This is a genomic window from Streptomyces sp. NRRL S-87, assembly GCF_000719335.1.
Lineage (GTDB): Bacteria > Actinomycetota > Actinomycetes > Streptomycetales > Streptomycetaceae > Streptomyces.
Genome location: NZ_JOGB01000058.1, coordinates 59117 through 74171 on the forward strand (window position 1 = coordinate 59117; position 15055 = coordinate 74171).

Consider the following 15055-nt stretch of genomic DNA (forward strand, 5'->3'; position numbering starts at 1 on the left):
GGGCATGCTCCCCGGGCCCGGCTCCGTGCGGCCGGGCGTGCTCCCCGGTCCCGTACGCCACGCGGCCCGTCCCGTACGGCCCGCCGGCGCGCCCGGCGAACCCGGCGGTCCGCGCCTGGGACGGTTCCTCGCCAAGGCCGCCGCCGTCACGGCGGGGCTCACGGCCGCCGGGGCCGTGCTCGGGCTGCTGCGCGACCAGACCATCGCCCACCTCTTCGGCGCCGGCCACGACAGCGACGCGTTCCTGATCGCCTGGACCGTCCCGGAGATGGCCTCGACGCTGCTGATCGAGGACGCCATGGCGTTGCTCATGGTGCCCGCGTTCAGCCACGCCCTGGCCCGGCGGGCGGCCGTCCGCTGCGGCCTGACCCGGCGCGAGGCCCGCGCCCAGGACCCGGTCCGGCTGCTGGTCGGCGCCACCCTGCCCCGGCTCGCCGTCCTGCTCGCCGTGGTGGCCGCCGTGCTGATGGCCGCGGCTCCGCTGGTCGTCGCCGCGCTCGCCCCGGGCCTGCCCGACCCCCGGCTCGCGGTCCAGTGCACCCGCCTGACCGCCCTGACCGTGCTCACCTTCGGCATCGCCGGCTACTTCAGCGCCGGACTGCGCGCCCACCGCTCCTTCCTGCCCCCGGCCGCCATCTACCTCGCGTACAACACGGGCATCATCGGCACGATGCTCGCCCTGCACGCGGCCTGGGGCGTCCGGGCCGCCGCGGCCGGGGTCGCGGTCGGCGGCGCGCTGATGGTGCTGGTGCAACTCCCGGGGTTCCTGCGGCACGTCGGGCTCGTCGGGCCCCGCATCGGCAGCCGGGCGCGGCGGACTCGTCGCCTACGTGTGGCGCCGGACGGTGCCCGGCCCACCCTGCTGGCCCTCGGCACCCTCGCCCCCGTCATCATCTTCGCCGTCTCGCGCCAGTCCCAGGTCCTCGTCGAGCGCTTCCTCGCCGCCTCGCTGCCGCCCGGAGCCATCTCGCACCTCAACTACGCGCAGAAGGTCGCGCAGATGCCGATGGTGCTCTCCCTGATGATCTGCACCGTCACCTTCCCGGTCGTCGCCCAGGCCATGGCCGGCGGCGAGCGCGAGAAGGCCCGCCGCCGCGTCGAGCAGGACCTGGCCCTGGCCTCCCTCGCCGTCCTCATGGGCACCGCCCTGGTCGTCGGGTACGCCCCCCAGATCATCGAAGTCCTCTTCGAGCGCGGGGCGTTCACCCACGCCGACACCCTCGCCACGGCCTCCGTCATGCGCGTCTACGCCCTCGGGCTGCTCGGCCACTGCCTCGTCGGGGCCCTGTCCCGGCCCTTCTTCTCCACGGCCAGACCGACCTGGTTCCCGGCCGCCGCGATGGCCGCCGGGCTCGTGGTGAACATCGCGGCGGGGGCCTTCGCCGTGGGCCGGTGGGGCACGTACGGCATCGCCGCCGGCAACGCCGCCGGCATCTCCACCACCGCCGCCCTGCTGCTGTACGGCATCGGCTCGCGGGTCATCGCCATCCAGGTTCGCCGGGTGGCCGTCAGCCTCGCCCGGCTCTCCGTGGCCGCCGCGGCCGCCTGCGGCACCGGCTGGCTGGCCGGGCCGATGATCCCCAGCCCGCTGCTCAGCGCGGCGCTCGGCTGCCTGCTCGTCCCGGCCATGTTCATGGCCGCCGGTACGGCCATGCAGGCACTCGACGTCACCTCCCTGCCCGCCACCATCACCCAGAGGTTCCGTCATGTCCGCTGACACGGCGACACCCAGCGCCTCGCGCCCCGCCCCGCCCGCCCGGGCCGGCGGTCGGACGCCCCGGAAACCCAGGACCCCCTGGGTGCTCATGTACCACTCGGTCGCCGAGTTCACCGACCCCGCCGAGGACCCGTACGGCATCACCGTCACCCCCGCCGCCCTGGAGGCCCAGCTGCTGTGGCTGCGCGCCCACGGGCTGCGCGGGGTCTCGGTCGGTGAACTGCGGGCCGCCCGTGCGGCCGGCGGCGGCGCCGGGCTCGTCGGGCTGACCTTCGACGACGGCTATGCCGACTTCGTCACCCAGGCGCTGCCGCTGCTGCGCCGGTACGAGTGCACGGCCACCGTGTACGTGCTGCCCGGCCGGCTCGGCACCGACAACGTGTGGGACCCGCTCGGCCCGCGCAAGGCCCTGCTGACGGCCGCCGGGGTGCGTGCGGTGGCCGCCGCCGGCCACGAGATCGGCTCGCACGGACTGCTCCACCAGGACCTGGTCGGCGCCGCCGACGACGTCCTCGCACAGGAGCTCGGCGGCAGCCGCGAGGCGCTGCGGGCGCTCACCGGAACCGCCCCGGAGGGCTTCTGCTACCCGTACGGCACGGTCGACCGGCGTGTCGCCGAGGCGGTGCGCGCCGCCGGCTACGGCTACGCGGTGGCCATCGCCCCGGGCCGGCTGGCGGGACCGTACGCGATGCCCCGGACCCACGTCAGCCAGGCCGACGGCGCGGCGCGGCTGGCCGTCAAGCGCCTGCGGCACCGCGCCCTGTACGTACGGGGGGCCGCCGGATGAGGGTCCTGCACATCATCACCGGCCTGGGCGTGGGAGGCGCCGAGCAGCAGCTGCGGCTGCTGCTGCGGCACCTGCCCCCGGAGGTCCACTGCGACGTGCTGACGCTGACGAACCCCGGCCCGGTGGCCGAGGGGCTGCGGGCCGACGGGGTGCGGGTGGTGCACCTGGGGATGGCCGGCAACCGGGACCTGCGGGCGCTGCCGCGACTGGTCCGCTTCATCCGGGCCGGCCGCTACGACCTCGTGCACACGCACCTGTACCGGGCCTGCCTGTACGGCCGGCTGGCCGCTCGCCTGGCCGGGGTCGGGGCCGTGGTGGCCACCGAGCACTCGCTGGGCGAGCGCGAGATCGAGGGCCGGCCGCTGACCCGCGGGGTCCGCACGCTGTACCTGGCCGGGGAGCGGCTGGGCGCGGCGACCGTGGCGGTCTCGGACACCGTGGCCGCCCGGCTGCGGGACTGGGGCGTGCCGGGGCCGCGGCTGCACGTCGTACCCAACGGGATCGAGGCCGTCCGCTTCCGCTTCGACCCGGCGGCCCGGCGGGCGGTGCGGGACCGGTTCGGGCTGCCCGCCGACGCCTTCGTGGTCGGCGGGGTCGGGCGGCTGGTGCCGGGCAAGCGCTTCGACGTGCTGGTGCGCGCGGTGGCGGCGCTGCCGGGGGCGCGGCTGCTGCTGGCCGGGGCGGGGCCGGAGCGGGCCGCGCTGGAACGGCTGGCCGACCGGCTGGGGGCGGCCGACCGGGTCGTCCTGCTGGGCGAGTGCGACCCCCTGGGCGGGGCCGCGCCGACCGGGGCCGGGGCCCCGGGGGTGCCCGCACTGCTGTCCGCGGTGGACGTGTTCGTCTCGCCCTCCCGCGAGGAGGCCTTCGGCCTCGCGGTGCTGGAGGCGCTGGCGGCCGGGCTGCCCGTGCGGTACGTGACCTGCCCGGCCGTCGACGACCTGCCGCCCGAGGAGGCGCCGGCCGCCCGGCGGATCGGCCCGGAGCCCGGCGAGCTGACCGCGGCCCTGGCCGAGGTGCAGGCCGCCGCCGGCGCGGGCCGGCCGGCCCCGCCGCCCGTCGTCCGCCGCTACGACATCGCCCACAGCGCCGAGCTGCTGCTCGGCGTCTACGCCCGCGCCCTGGCCCCGCGCGGTGCCGTGCCGGCGCAGGCCGCGGGATCCGGCGCACGCCCGCAGCCGGCCGCGACCGCGCGCCGTCAGGCTCCGACCGCGCCGGACCCGGCCCCCGCCGCGCCGGACCCGGCCCCCGCCGGCCCCGCCCCGGGCCGCCCCGCCCCGGCGCGGGGGGAGCCGGCCGCCCCCGTCGCGGCACCGGCGGACGGCGGTCCGTACGACCGGAACCGACCGCACCACCCGACGCCCCCGCAGACCCCGTTTTCGAAGTGAGGACCGACATGGCCGACCCGAAGAACCCCGACACCCCGGCGACCGCGAAGGAGGGGGGCGCCCGCCGGGGCCACAGAGCGCGCCGCCGGCTCCTGCCGCCGCCGACCTGGTGGCCGCTGCCCGCCTGCGCCCTCCTGGGCCTGGTGGCCGGGGCGACGTACGGGCTGGTCAAGGCCCCCGAGTACGCGGCCACCAGCTACGTGGTCGCGGTCCCCGACGAGGACACCGAGCCCGCCACCGCCCTCGGCTTCGCCCAGGCCTACGGCCGGATCGCCACCAGCGCCTCCACCCTCGCGTACGCCCAGCCGCGCGCCGGGATCCCGGCCGAGCGGCTGCGCACCCAGGTCCGGGCCGAGACCTCGCCGGACTCCCCGATGATCGCCGTCACCGGGACCGCCGGGACCGCCGCGGAGGCGGCCGACGTCGCCAACGCCGTGGCCGACGCCCTCTCGCTGAACAGCAACCAGGCCGCCAAGAGCACCGGCGTGCAGCTGCTCCTCTTCAACCAGGCCGTGCCGCCCACCGAGCCGGCCTCCGCCTCGGCCGGGCTCAGCGGGGCCGTCGGGTTCTGCGCCGGCGGCCTCGTCGGCGGCCTGGTGCTGCTCGTGAGGCCCGGCGGCCGGCGCCGCCCGGAGGACGGCCGCGCCGAGGACGCCGCCGCCCCCCAGGAGGTCGGCGCGCCCGCCCCCGTCAACGGGGTCACCTCGCTGCCCGCGCCGGCCCACGGCGAGGCCGCCACGGCGGCCGCGGCCGCCGTCGTGAAGGAGGCCGCGAAGGAGAAGAAGGAGAAGGAGTCCGTGCGATGACGGAGAGCTCCGCGGCGGCCCCGGCCCGGGCCGGGACCCGGGAGCTGTCGGTGACGCTGTGCCGCGACCCCCGGCAGTTCGCCGGGCTGGAGGAGCAGTGGAACCGGCTGCTGCGCGCCTGCCCCACCGCGACCCCGTTCCAGAGCCACGCCTGGCTGCACTCCTGGTGGCTGTCGTACGGCAAGGAGGGCCGGCTGCGGATCCTGCTGGTCCGGCGCGGCGGGGAACTCGTCGGCGCGGCGCCCCTGATGCTCGTGCACCGGCCGCTGCCGCTGCTGGTGCCGCTGGGCGGGGAGATCACCGACTACTGCGACGTGCTGGTGGCCGCCGAGCACGCCGACGCGGTGGTGCCGGCGCTGGCACGCGGGCTGCACCGGGCCGCACGGGGGGCGGTGGTGGACCTGCGCGAGGTGCGCCCGGGGGCCGCCGCCGAAGACCTCGTACGGCACTGGGAGGGCGTGCACCGCACGCTCGCGGACTCCTCCTGCGCGGAGTTCCCGGTGCTGCCCTTCGACGACCTGGTCAAGCGGATGCCGACGGCGGGGGCCCAGCGCACCCGGGCCAAGGTCCGCAAGATCGAGGCGCTGGGCATCGAGGAGCACCCGGTGTCCGAGCACGAGGTGCCGGCCACCGTACGCACCCTGCTCGACCTGCACGAGAAGCAGTGGCGCGGCCGCGGCGTGACGCCCGAGCACCTGCGGCCCCGGTTCGCCGAGCACCTCACCCGTGCCACCCGGCGGATGGTGCGGGCGGGGGACGCCCGGCTGACGGAGTTCCGGCTGGACGGGCGGGTGGTGGCGGCGAACGTCACGCTGCTGTCGGCCGGGCTCAGCGGGGGCTACCTGTACGGGGCCGACCCGGAGCTGCGGGCCCGCAAGGTGGACGTGGTGACGATGCTGCTGCGCCACGAGGCCCAGCACGCCCACGCCCGCGGGCAGCGGGTGCTGAGCCTGCTGCGCGGCAGCGAGCCGTACAAGAACCACTGGCGGCCGGAGACCGTGGTCAACCAGCGGTTCCTGCTCGCCCGCTCCTCCCACCTGCCGCTGCTGCGGCTGCACGAGTCGCAGGTGACCGGCCGCGAACGGGCGGTGGGCGCGCTGCGGGAGGCCCTGCCGGCCGCCCGCGACTGGCGGGCGCGGATCAACGACTGGCGGGCCGACGGGGCGCGGCGGTGACGCGCCGCCCGCCGTGGACGCGACCGGGGCGCCGCCCCGGTCGGGGACGGCGCCCCGGACCGGGGGCGCACCGCGGGCTCGTCCGCGGCGGGCCGGCGGGCCGGCGGCTAGTAGGGCCACCAGGCGTCGGAGGCCTTGTCCCAGTCGTCCCCGGTGGGCCAGTCGGTGTCCCAGCCCTTCTCCCAGCCCGAGCCCTTCTCCCAGCCGGAGCCGTCGTTCCAGTCCCCGTCCCAGCAGATCTTCTGGTTGCCCAGGAACTGGCTGAGCCACTCGCTGCCGAAGTCGAGCGGTACGCACCACTCGTCGTGCGGCGTCGGCTCCGGGACGGGGTCGGGGGTGATGTCGGGCTTGGGCGTGGGCTTCGGTGTCGGCTTGGGTGTCGGCTTGGGCGTGGGTTTCGGCGTCGGGACCGGGGTGAGGTCCGGCTTCGGCGTGGGCCTGGGCGTGACCACCGGGGGCGTGACGACCGGCGGCGTGACGACCGGCGGGGTGATCACGGGCGGGGTGACGACCGGCGGGGTGACGACCGGCGGGGTCACCACCGGCGGGGTGACCACCGGCGGGGTCGGGACGGTCGGCTCGGACATCATGTCCCGGAACACCTGCGCCGAGCGCGGGTTCTGCTTGCACTGCCAGACGCCGTGCGGGCAGTAGTCGGTGATGGTGTGGTAGAGCGGCCCGTGCTGCCGGATCCACTCGAGCATGCGCCGCATGTACACGGGATTGTCGCCGTGCCGGAACAGCCCCCACTCGGGGTACGAGATGGGCTTGCCGTGCGCCTTCGCGAAGTCCACGTGCTGCTGGAGCCCGTACGGCTGGCTGACCTGCTCGTCGAAGGTCCGGCCGGGCGCCTGGTCGTACGAGTCCATGCCGACGATGTCGACGACGTCGTCGCCGGGGTAGCACCTGGTCCAGCCGATCGCGTCGGTGCCGCGGTTCGGGGTGAAGTCGAAGCGGAACCGCTGGCCCTCGACCGATCGCATGGTGGTGACGATGCGCCGCCAGTACGCCTTCCAGTTCTCCGGGTCGGGCCCGCACCGGTGGGTGTAGGTGATGCCGTTCATCTCCCAGCCGAGCACGATGACCGCGTCCGGCACGCCCACGTCGACCAGGCGCTCGGCGAGCTTGCGGAAGTGGCCGTCGAACTCCCCCTGTGCGCCCGCCTGGATCAGCCGGGCCACCTGGTAGTCCGGCACGCCCGCCTCGTTGCGCTCCTGCATGGGCACGTTGAGCACGAACAGCCGGTCGGACTTGGCCCGCCGCCACCGCGCCCAGTCCTCCAGGAAGGTCGGGGCGCCCTCGATGTTCGACCAGGTGTCGCCGGGCAAGTAGGTGTGCCCGACGCGGAGTTCGGCTCCGCCCAGCCAGCGGGAGAGCCCCTTCATGCGCTCCACGCCCGGCGAACCGTAGTGGAGATAGGCCCCCACGGCGGTGCCGGAGGCGGTCGGAGGTCCGTCGTCGGACGGTGCGGCGACGGCGGCGCCGGTGGCGAGCAGGCCGGCCGTGACCGTGCCGATGCAGGTGCTCGCCAACCTGCGGCGTGGATGGGTCATGGCGTCTCCCGGACTTCTTGGACGGATGCGGCCTGGGGCGCTGCACGGGGCGCCCCGCGCGGGGCGGGCGCGGTGCGGCCCGAAGCGGTGCGCTTGGCAACGACGTTAGGCATCTCATGTGACTAATGGCCTGTCTGATGCCCCGTTGGTAGGCCATTCGCGACTGCCAACCGCCCTTGCTTGGTCCGACTAGGTGAAAGACCTCCGGTGACATGCCCCCGTTCCTTGCCGAAGTGCCCGCCCTGCTGCTCAGGCTCGACCGCAACCCCTTCCACCACGGCACCCTCGGGGCGGTCCGGTCCCTGGGGCGCGACGGGGTCGAGGTCCACGCCGTGGTCGAGGCCGGCGGCGGCCCGGTGGCCCGCTCCCGCTACCTGCGGGCGGTCCACCGCGGACCCCAGGGCGAGCCCACCCCGAGGGCCCTGGCCGACTGCCTGACCGGCATCTCCGAGCGCATCGGGCGCCCCGCGGTCCTCTTCGCCATGGACGACCTGAGCGCGATCACGGTCTCCCGCATCGCCCCGCTGCTGGCCGGCCGCTACCTGGTCCCCGCGCAGCCCGACGACCTGCCCGCCCGGGTCGCGGACAAGGCGGAGCTGGCCGTCCTCTGCGCACGCTGGGGCGTCGGCCACCCGGAGACCGTGGTGCCCGGCAGCGGGGCGGAGGCCGCCGAGGCCGCCCGGCGGCTCGGCCTGCCGGTGGTCGCCAAGTGGAGCCGCCCCTGGCTGCTGCCCGCCGGGCAGGGGCTGCGCAGCACCACCCTGCTCGGCTCCGCGGCGGCCGCCCGCCGGCTGTACGAGCGCCACGAGGAGGCCGGCAGCCCGCTGCTCCTCCAGCGCTACCTGCCCGGCGGGCCCGGCACCGACTGGTTCTTCCACGGCTGCTTCACCGACGGCGGGCGTCCGCTGCTGGTGGGCTCCGGCCGCAAGGAGCTGTCCTGGCCGGTGCGGACCGGGCTGACCGCGGTGGGCCGCTGGCTGCCCGACCCGGCGGTCGAGGAGGCCGGGCTGCGGGTGGCCGAGCGGTTGGGCTACCGGGGCATCCTCGACCTCGACTTCCGCCGCGACGCCCGGGGCGGACTGCGGCTGCTGGACTTCAACCCGCGGCCGGGCGCCCAGTTCCGGCTCTTCACCGACGCCGCCGGTCTGGACGTCGTACGCGCCCTGTACCGGGACCTGACGGGCCAGCCGGTGCCGGCGCGGCAGGGCGGGCCGGGGCGGATGTTCGTGGCCGAGAACTACGCCCTGCTGGCCGCCCTGACGGCTCCTCGGGCGGCGGCGGAGCCCTTCGGCTCCGGACCGGCGGCGCCGGATCCCGACGCGGCGGGTCCGGCCGACGTCCGTCCGGCCGACGTCCGTCCGGCCGACGTCCGTGCGGCTGACGCCCGTCCGGCCGACGCCCGGCCGTTCGGCGCGGGGCCGCAGTCGGAGGCGGCCGGTCCCGTCGAGGCCGCCTGGTTCGCGGCCGACGACCCGCTGCCCTTCCTCGCCATGGCGGGCGCCTTCTTCGGCCGCGGGGTCGACAAGGGGCTGCGCCGGGTGCGCGGCCTGCTGCGCGCCGTGCCGGCCCAGGGCCGCCGGACCGGGCGAGCGGGGGCGGGGACGCCGGAGCAGCGGCGCGCCACCGGCCCTGCGGCCTCCCCGCCCGCCAAGGTGTGACTCCCCGGCCCCGCCCCACCAGTCCCGTCTTCCCCCACGAGCCCCAGGGACGGCATGAACCGAACGCAGCGCACCCCCCGCACCGACCGCACGCAGCACGTCGACGACCTGGTGGTGATCGGCGCCGGCCCCTACGGGCTCTCGATCGGCGCTCACGCCGCCGCCGCCGGACTCGACGTCCGGGTGCTCGGCCGCCCCATGGCCTCCTGGCGCGACCACATGCCCGAGGGCATGTTCCTCAAGTCCGAGCCCTGGGCCTCCAACCTGTCCGACCCCGCCGGCCGGCACACCCTCGCCGCCTACTGCGCCGGCCGCGGCCTGCCCGCCGAGCACGGCCACCCGATGCCCATCAGCGCCTACGCGGACTACGGGCTGTGGTTCGCCCGCCACTCCGGCCCCGAGGTCGAGGAGCGGACCGTCACCGCGGTCGCCCCGCACGGCGACGGCTGCTTCCGCATCAGCACCCTCGAGGGCCCCCCGCTGCTGGCCCGCACCGTGGCCCTGGCCGTCGGGATGCTGCCCTTCCGGCACTACCCGCGCGCGCTGCGCCCGCTGCCCGCCGAGCTCTGCTCGCACAGCACCGGCCACCGCGACCTGGCCCGGTTCCGCGGCCTGGACGTGACCGTCATCGGCGGCGGCCAGGCCGCGATGGAGACCGCCTGCCTGCTCGCCGAGCTGGGCGCCGAACCCCGGCTGGTGGCCCGGGCCGGCGGGCTGAACTGGAACACCCCCGTCAAACCGCTGGCCCGCGGCCTGCTGCACCGCCTGCGCGACCCGCACAGCGGCCTGGGCACCGGCTGGCGCAACTGGGCGTACGCCGAGCTGCCCGCAGCCGTGCGCCGGCTGCCCGCCGGCAAGCGGGAGCGGATCGCCGCCACCGCCCTCGGCCCGGCCGGCGCCTGGTGGCTGCGCGAGCGCTTCGAGGGCCGGGTCCCGGTGCTGCTCGGGCACCGGCTGCACGACGCCGCCGCCGTCGGGGACCGCACCCGGCTGGCGCTGACCGGCGCGGCCGGCGAGCCCGTCGTGCTGGACACCGGGCACGTCATCGCCGCCACCGGCTTCGTACCGGACCTGGCGCGACTCGACCTCCTGGACCAGAACCTGCGGGCCGCGCTGCGCCGGACGGGCCGGGGCGGCACCCCCGAGCTGAGCGCCGGGTTCGAGTCCTCGTACCCGGGGCTGTTCTTCGCGGGGCTCGTCACCGCTCCCTCATTCGGCCCTTCCATGCGATTCGTGCACGGCGCGGGCTTCGCTGCGGGGAGACTGGTAAGAGGAGTAAGGCGGCGCCTCGCCGGGAGGGGCGCGCAGCCCGGTACCTCCGGAGCCGGCGCGGCCGCGCTGGCACCGGAGGCCGGACACCCGAAGTCGTTCATGGGGTGAGAGGGGTCCGCCATGAGCCCGGAGCGAGCACAGGGCAGGGGCTGGGTGCGCATTCCGGCCAGCCGGGTGGAGCCGGCTGCGGAGCCGGGGCCGCCCGGCGCCCTTCAGGGGTACACCCGTCCGCCCGGGCCCCCGCCGGGCCACCCGTACCCGCCCGGCCCCCCTCCGGGGTACCCGTATCCGGCCGCGGCCCCGCCCGGGTACCCGTACCCGTCCGCCGACCGGGACCCGGACGGCCAGCCGCCGGTGTACCTCTCCCTCGTCAGGCGGTGGCGGGAGGCCGGGCTGACCCTGCCCGGGCATCCTGACGAGGAGTGGGAGCGGCTGATCTCGCAGCCGTGCTGGCCAGGTCACTGATCCCGGCGTCCGAAGGGAGTCCCGATGGAGACCGAACCCGGGGGGCCCGGGCCGGTGATCGGTCCCGGCGACCGGCTGGCGCTCAACAAGATGGGCAGCTTCGACCTCGACCTCGACCGCGGGCACCTGGACCTCGACCCCGGCGGACTGGCCGTGTTCGACCTGGAGCCGGAGGAGTTCGACAACACTCCGGACGGCCTCGGCCTGCGCATCCCGCCCGAGGACAACGCCCGGCTGAACGCGGTCGTGCAGAACGCGCTGGCCGCCGGCGAGCGTTCGTACGGCTCGTACTTCACCGTGCAGCGGCGCGACGGCACCGAGCAGTGGACCCACACCCAGGGCACGATCCTGCGCGACGAACAGGGCGAGGGGCGCCGGATCGTCGGCATCGTCCGCAACGCCACCGCCGAGCTCGCCCACTCCACCCTGCTGCGCAAGCTGGAGGCCGCCCGCGCCAAGCAGACCACCATCGTGCAGCGCACCACGGAGGCGCTGTCCCGGGCGGTCACGGTCGACGACGTCACGGCCGCGCTCACCGGGGCGGGCGCCCTGGAGCGGCTCGGTGCGGACGGCCTGGCCCTCGGCCTCGCCGAGAACGGCACCATGAAGATCATCGCACTGAGCGGGGAGTCCCTGGAGATCCTCGACGAGCGCCGCTTCACCCGCCTCGACGGGTCCCTGCCGCTCTCTCAGGCGGTCCTCAGCCGCAAGGCCCGCTTCTCCACCTCGCTGACCGCCCTCGCCGAGGAGTTCCCGCTGCTCGGCGACTACCTCCGGCGCATCAAGTACGACGCGGCCGCCTACCTGCCGCTGATCGCGCAGGACAAGGCCATCGGCGGGCTGGTGCTCTTCTACCGGCGGCGCACCGAGTTCAGCCCCGAGGAGCGCAACCTGTGCCTCGGCCTGGCCGGCATCGTCGCCCAGTCGCTCCAGCGGGCGCTGCTCTTCGACCAGGAGCGCGAGTTCGCCACCGGCCTGCAGGCCGCCATGCTGCCGCGCCGGATCCCCGAGATCAGCGGCGGCGAGATCGCGGTGCGCTACCACTCGGCGTGGAGCGGCCGGGAGGTCGGCGGCGACTGGTACGACGTGATCTCCCTGCCCCGGGACCGGGTGGGCCTGGTGGTGGGCGACGTCCAGGGCCACGACACGCACGCCGCCGCGATCATGGGACAGCTGCGGATCGCCCTGCGCGCGTACGCGGGGGAGGGGCACCCGCCCTCCACCGTGCTGGCCCGGGCCTCCCGGTTCCTCGCCGAGCTCGACACCGAGCGCTTCGCGACCTGTACGTACGCCCAGGTGGACCTCGAGACCGGCGGGGTACGGGCGGTCCGCGCGGGGCACCTCGGCCCGCTGATCCGGCACACCGACGGGCGCACCGGCTGGCCCAACCTGCGCGGCGGCCTGCCGCTGGGCCTGGCCTCGGTCTTCGAACAGGAGGAGTTCCCCGAGACCCGGCTGGACCTGGTGCCCGGCGAGACCCTCGTGCTGTGCACGGACGGGCTGGTCGAGGAGCCGGGCACTGCCATCACCGCCGGCATGGACGCGCTCGCGCACGCCGTCCGCAGCGGCCCCCAGGAGGCCGGGGCGCTCGCCGACCACCTCTCCGACCGGCTGTGGGAGCGCTGGGGCTCCGGTGACGACGTGGCCCTCCTGGTGCTGCGCCGGGCCCCCGACCCGGGCACCCACCGGGCGCCGCGCATCCACCAGTACGTCCACCAGGCCGACCCCGAGGGCCTGTCCGAGGCCCGCTACGCGCTGCGCCAGGCGCTGCGCGACTGGGGCATGCCGGAGCTCGCCGACGACGTCGAGGTGGCGGCCGGGGAACTGCTGGTCAACGCCCTCCTGCACACCGAGGGCGGGGCGGTGCTGACGATGGAGGTGCTGCCCGAGCCGGTGCGCCGGATCCGGCTGTGGGTGAAGGACCGTTCCAGCGTCTGGCCGCGCCGCCGGTCACCGGGTGAGGCGGCCACCACGGGGCGCGGGCTGCTGCTGGTGGACGCGCTCGCCACGCACTGGGGCGTGGAGTCGCGCGGGGACGGCAAGGCGGTGTGGTGCGAGTTCCAGGCGGCGCCGGTGGAGGGGATGTAGCCCCGGCTCCGGCGGGCCGTCACCCGCTGGGAGCAGTGCCCGTCACCCCGGGTTGTGAGGATCCGTACGCGGGGTGACGATCGGCCGTGTGGAAGGGATACAGCCATGCGGTGGATGAGCAAGGGGGCCGTGCGCGGGATGCTGCTGGCCCTGGTGGTGGCCGGCGGGATCCCGGCCCTGGCCGCGCACACGGCCGGCCGGGCCCCGCACGGGCCCGGCTGCCGCTCGGTGGCCTACATGTCCGTCGTGGGGCTCGGGCCGGACTGCCGCTGACCGGAGGGCTCAGTGCGCGCGGTGGTCGACCAGGTCGACGCTCTCCCGGCCCCCCGCCAGCGCGTGCGGCAGCGGCAGCCAGCCGCCCGAGGACTCCAGCGTCATCAGGTGGGCGTCCACCTGCGCCGGGCCCCCGTGGAAGCCGAGGTCGACGTCGCCGAGCGGGTTGACCGGCCCGCTCGACTCCCACGCGTGCTCGGCGCCGTCGCACACCGCGTCCGTGCCGCCGAAGCCCAGCTGGGTGCCGTCCTGCACGAGGCTGCTCGAGACGAAGACCCCCCGCAGGGGTGACGCACCGGAGCAGCGGTAGGTGCCGGAAAGGGTGACCGTGCCGTCCTGCGCGATGTGCACCTGGTCCCGTACGGAAATCTCACCGGAGAACGCGGCGGCCGTCGCCGGCGAGGTGAACGGCACGGTGAGAGTCGCCAGGGCGGCCAGGCTCAGGAGCGCGAGCTTTGAAATGCGCATGATGCTTTTTGCTGCCTTCCGGGTGTGGGGGGTACGGCGGTTCGGCGCCGTCGAATCGAATTGTGCTGATGGTGCCTGCCGAACTCACTCGCCGTGACCGTGTCGGCCCGTGTCGGTGTGTGCATTTCCGCGTACGGCCGCGTGAATATGGCGGCAAAGAATCCCCCGGAAGGGACCCCTCCATGCGTCACGCCGCGCCCGTAACCCTGGCATCCCTGGCACCGCTCGCCTTGTTCCCGGTCCTGCTGCTCGGGACCGCCGCGTGCCAGGCCGCCCCCGAGCGCGCCGCGCGCGCGGCCCCCGCCGCGCCCCGGGCGTCCGAGGGCGACGACGCCCGGGGCGGGCTCCCGGCCGCGGCCGGCGCGGGGGACCGGGTGGCGGCGGAGGCGGCTGCCGGCCCCGCCGGCCCCGGCACGCTGCGCAAACCCGCCCGGCTGGGCGACGCGGTGACCTTCAGCGGCAAGGCCCTCGGCCGTCACCTGCGGGCCGTCCTGAACGCGTTCGTCGACCCGGCCGTCAGCGCGTCGAAGGACCGTGGACCCGGCCAGGGCAAGCGTTGGGTGGGCGCCGGGATGACGTTCTCGAACATCGGCGGGGACGCGTACGGGCCCCTCGGCGGCATGTGGGCGATCGACGGCGACGGCGGGCGCCACCCGGCCGTGCCGACCGGCGAGCTGACCACCGGCAAAGCGCTCCCGTTCGCCCCGCTCGCGGTGGGGGAGCAGGCCGAGGGATGGGTGGTGTTCGAAATTCCGGAGAACGTGCGCGTCGTCCAGCTCCAGTACCGCGATGCGAACACGGCGACGAATTCCGGAGAAGGTTTCTGGCAGGTATAGCCCGAGGGGGTGAAGGGTCGAAAGGGCCCCCCGGAAAGACCACTAGGGTGCGGCGCATGACTTCGACTCACACCGAATCCCAGGTCCGGCGGAACCAGCTCGGCACCCTTTCCGCCCTCACGTGGATCGGCGACCCCGAAGAGGGTCACGACATGCCCTACCTCCTCGCCTATTCGCTCGGTGACGGCGAGGGCGGCCACGAGGCGGGCGAGGCGGCGGCGCGCTCGCTGCTGGAGGAGATGGGCCTGCCCATCGGCGACGTCGTGCTCGACGGCACCCGTACCCCCAGCCTGCCCCTGACGGTCCTGGTCGAGGCCGAGCAGGCCGCGCTGACCATGCCGGGGCTCAACGTCCAGTGCTCGGCACCGCCGGAGTGGGTCAAGGCCGCCGACGACCACGGGCAGGTCTACTTCCTGTTCGCCACCCGCCCCTGGCCCGAGGCCGTGCCGGGGAAGCCCGTCACGCCCGAGATGCTGCAGGCCTTCGCCGGCGACGAGGCGGTGCTCACCAGCAGCGCCCACGTCGTGCTGCCGGTCACCAAGCTCCGCAAGTGACCCGGGCCCGCTGAACCC

At 75.9% G+C, this 15055-nt stretch carries 13 protein-coding genes; 11 read left to right on the forward strand and 2 right to left on the reverse strand.

Translation table 11 applies throughout. From position 1 onward, the window contains the following. The first annotated feature begins 4 nt into the window (after positions 1-4). Genes murJ through IF43_RS0128710 form a run of 5 tightly spaced genes read left to right on the forward strand, consistent with a single transcriptional unit; the run spans position 5 to position 5870 of the window. Positions 5-1717, forward strand: coding sequence for a murein biosynthesis integral membrane protein MurJ (gene murJ / locus IF43_RS0128690; protein WP_030207078.1), 1713 nt, complete (start codon positions 5-7; stop codon positions 1715-1717). Continuing rightward, on the forward strand, positions 1707-2504 hold the full coding sequence (locus tag IF43_RS0128695; protein ID WP_030207079.1) for a polysaccharide deacetylase family protein: 798 nt from the start codon (positions 1707-1709) through the stop codon (positions 2502-2504). Before murJ ends, IF43_RS0128695 begins: the two co-directional genes overlap by 11 nt. Continuing rightward, entirely contained in the window at positions 2501-3889 is a 1389-nt protein-coding gene (locus tag IF43_RS0128700; protein WP_078910529.1) for a glycosyltransferase, read from the forward strand. Before IF43_RS0128695 ends, IF43_RS0128700 begins: the two co-directional genes overlap by 4 nt. An 8-nt stretch (positions 3890-3897) precedes the next feature. Further along, positions 3898-4695: a hypothetical protein gene (locus IF43_RS0128705; protein WP_030207085.1), complete on the forward strand. Its 798-nt coding sequence runs from the start codon at positions 3898-3900 to the stop codon at positions 4693-4695. Beyond that, positions 4692-5870: a GNAT family N-acetyltransferase gene (locus tag IF43_RS0128710; RefSeq protein WP_030207088.1), complete on the forward strand. Its 1179-nt coding sequence runs from the start codon at positions 4692-4694 to the stop codon at positions 5868-5870. The genes IF43_RS0128705 and IF43_RS0128710 overlap by 4 nt, the downstream gene beginning before the upstream one ends. Before the next feature lie 107 nt (positions 5871-5977). On the opposite strand, the gene IF43_RS0128715 is transcribed toward IF43_RS0128710, so the two are convergent. Beyond that, positions 5978-7423 (reverse strand): glycoside hydrolase family 26 protein, encoded by a 1446-nt coding sequence (locus tag IF43_RS0128715; protein WP_107048613.1) that lies wholly within the window; start codon positions 7421-7423, stop codon positions 5978-5980. 212 nt (positions 7424-7635) lie between these two features. On the opposite strand from IF43_RS0128715, the gene IF43_RS37035 reads away from it, so the two are divergent. From IF43_RS37035 to IF43_RS41830, 4 genes are all read left to right on the forward strand, one after another. Next, on the forward strand, positions 7636-9081 hold the full coding sequence (locus tag IF43_RS37035) for an ATP-grasp domain-containing protein (RefSeq protein WP_051796365.1): 1446 nt from the start codon (positions 7636-7638) through the stop codon (positions 9079-9081). A 54-nt stretch (positions 9082-9135) separates the two neighbouring features. Further along, the gene (locus IF43_RS0128725) at positions 9136-10461 is read left to right on the forward strand and encodes an NAD(P)-binding domain-containing protein (RefSeq protein ID WP_051796367.1); all 1326 of its coding nucleotides are present in this window, start codon (positions 9136-9138) and stop codon (positions 10459-10461) included. A 381-nt stretch (positions 10462-10842) separates the two neighbouring features. Beyond that, on the forward strand, positions 10843-12906 hold the full coding sequence (locus IF43_RS0128730) for a SpoIIE family protein phosphatase (RefSeq protein WP_037890463.1): 2064 nt from the start codon (positions 10843-10845) through the stop codon (positions 12904-12906). Between the two features lie 105 nt (positions 12907-13011). Continuing rightward, positions 13012-13179, forward strand: a complete 168-nt coding sequence (locus tag IF43_RS41830; protein WP_158939543.1) for a hypothetical protein — start codon at positions 13012-13014, stop codon at positions 13177-13179. Positions 13180-13188: 9 nt separating this feature from the next. On the opposite strand, the gene IF43_RS0128740 is transcribed toward IF43_RS41830, so the two are convergent. After that, positions 13189-13647, reverse strand: coding sequence for a DUF6299 family protein (locus tag IF43_RS0128740; protein ID WP_030207096.1), 459 nt, complete (start codon positions 13645-13647; stop codon positions 13189-13191). 182 nt (positions 13648-13829) lie between these two features. On the opposite strand from IF43_RS0128740, the gene IF43_RS38375 reads away from it, so the two are divergent. Together IF43_RS38375 and IF43_RS0128750 are read left to right on the forward strand one after the other, a co-directional pair. Next, positions 13830-14483 carry a hypothetical protein gene (locus tag IF43_RS38375; protein ID WP_051796368.1) on the forward strand — a complete coding sequence of 218 codons (654 nt, stop codon included), beginning with the start codon at positions 13830-13832 and terminating at the stop codon, positions 14481-14483. Between the two features lie 56 nt (positions 14484-14539). Further along, a complete protein-coding gene (locus IF43_RS0128750; RefSeq protein WP_030207102.1) occupies positions 14540-15037 on the forward strand; it encodes a DUF5949 family protein in 498 nt (165 codons plus the stop codon). Positions 15038-15055: the final 18 nt, after the last annotated feature.

What these genes read in the sequence shown, in the direction of transcription:
- murJ (WP_030207078.1), top strand. Translation starts at nt 5, where the DNA reads ATGCTCCCCGGGCCCGGCTCCGTGCGGCCGGGCGTGCTCCCCGGTCCC.
- IF43_RS0128695 (WP_030207079.1), top strand. Translation starts at nt 1,707, where the DNA reads ATGTCCGCTGACACGGCGACACCCAGCGCCTCGCGCCCCGCCCCGCCC.
- IF43_RS0128700 (WP_078910529.1), top strand. Translation starts at nt 2,501, where the DNA reads ATGAGGGTCCTGCACATCATCACCGGCCTGGGCGTGGGAGGCGCCGAG.
- IF43_RS0128705 (WP_030207085.1), top strand. Translation starts at nt 3,898, where the DNA reads ATGGCCGACCCGAAGAACCCCGACACCCCGGCGACCGCGAAGGAGGGG.
- IF43_RS0128710 (WP_030207088.1), top strand. Translation starts at nt 4,692, where the DNA reads ATGACGGAGAGCTCCGCGGCGGCCCCGGCCCGGGCCGGGACCCGGGAG.
- IF43_RS0128715 (WP_107048613.1), bottom strand. Translation starts at nt 7,423, where the DNA reads ATGACCCATCCACGCCGCAGGTTGGCGAGCACCTGCATCGGCACGGTC.
- IF43_RS37035 (WP_051796365.1), top strand. Translation starts at nt 7,636, where the DNA reads ATGCCCCCGTTCCTTGCCGAAGTGCCCGCCCTGCTGCTCAGGCTCGAC.
- IF43_RS0128725 (WP_051796367.1), top strand. Translation starts at nt 9,136, where the DNA reads ATGAACCGAACGCAGCGCACCCCCCGCACCGACCGCACGCAGCACGTC.
- IF43_RS0128730 (WP_037890463.1), top strand. Translation starts at nt 10,843, where the DNA reads ATGGAGACCGAACCCGGGGGGCCCGGGCCGGTGATCGGTCCCGGCGAC.
- IF43_RS41830 (WP_158939543.1), top strand. Translation starts at nt 13,012, where the DNA reads ATGCGGTGGATGAGCAAGGGGGCCGTGCGCGGGATGCTGCTGGCCCTG.
- IF43_RS0128740 (WP_030207096.1), bottom strand. Translation starts at nt 13,647, where the DNA reads ATGCGCATTTCAAAGCTCGCGCTCCTGAGCCTGGCCGCCCTGGCGACT.
- IF43_RS38375 (WP_051796368.1), top strand. Translation starts at nt 13,830, where the DNA reads ATGCGTCACGCCGCGCCCGTAACCCTGGCATCCCTGGCACCGCTCGCC.
- IF43_RS0128750 (WP_030207102.1), top strand. Translation starts at nt 14,540, where the DNA reads ATGACTTCGACTCACACCGAATCCCAGGTCCGGCGGAACCAGCTCGGC.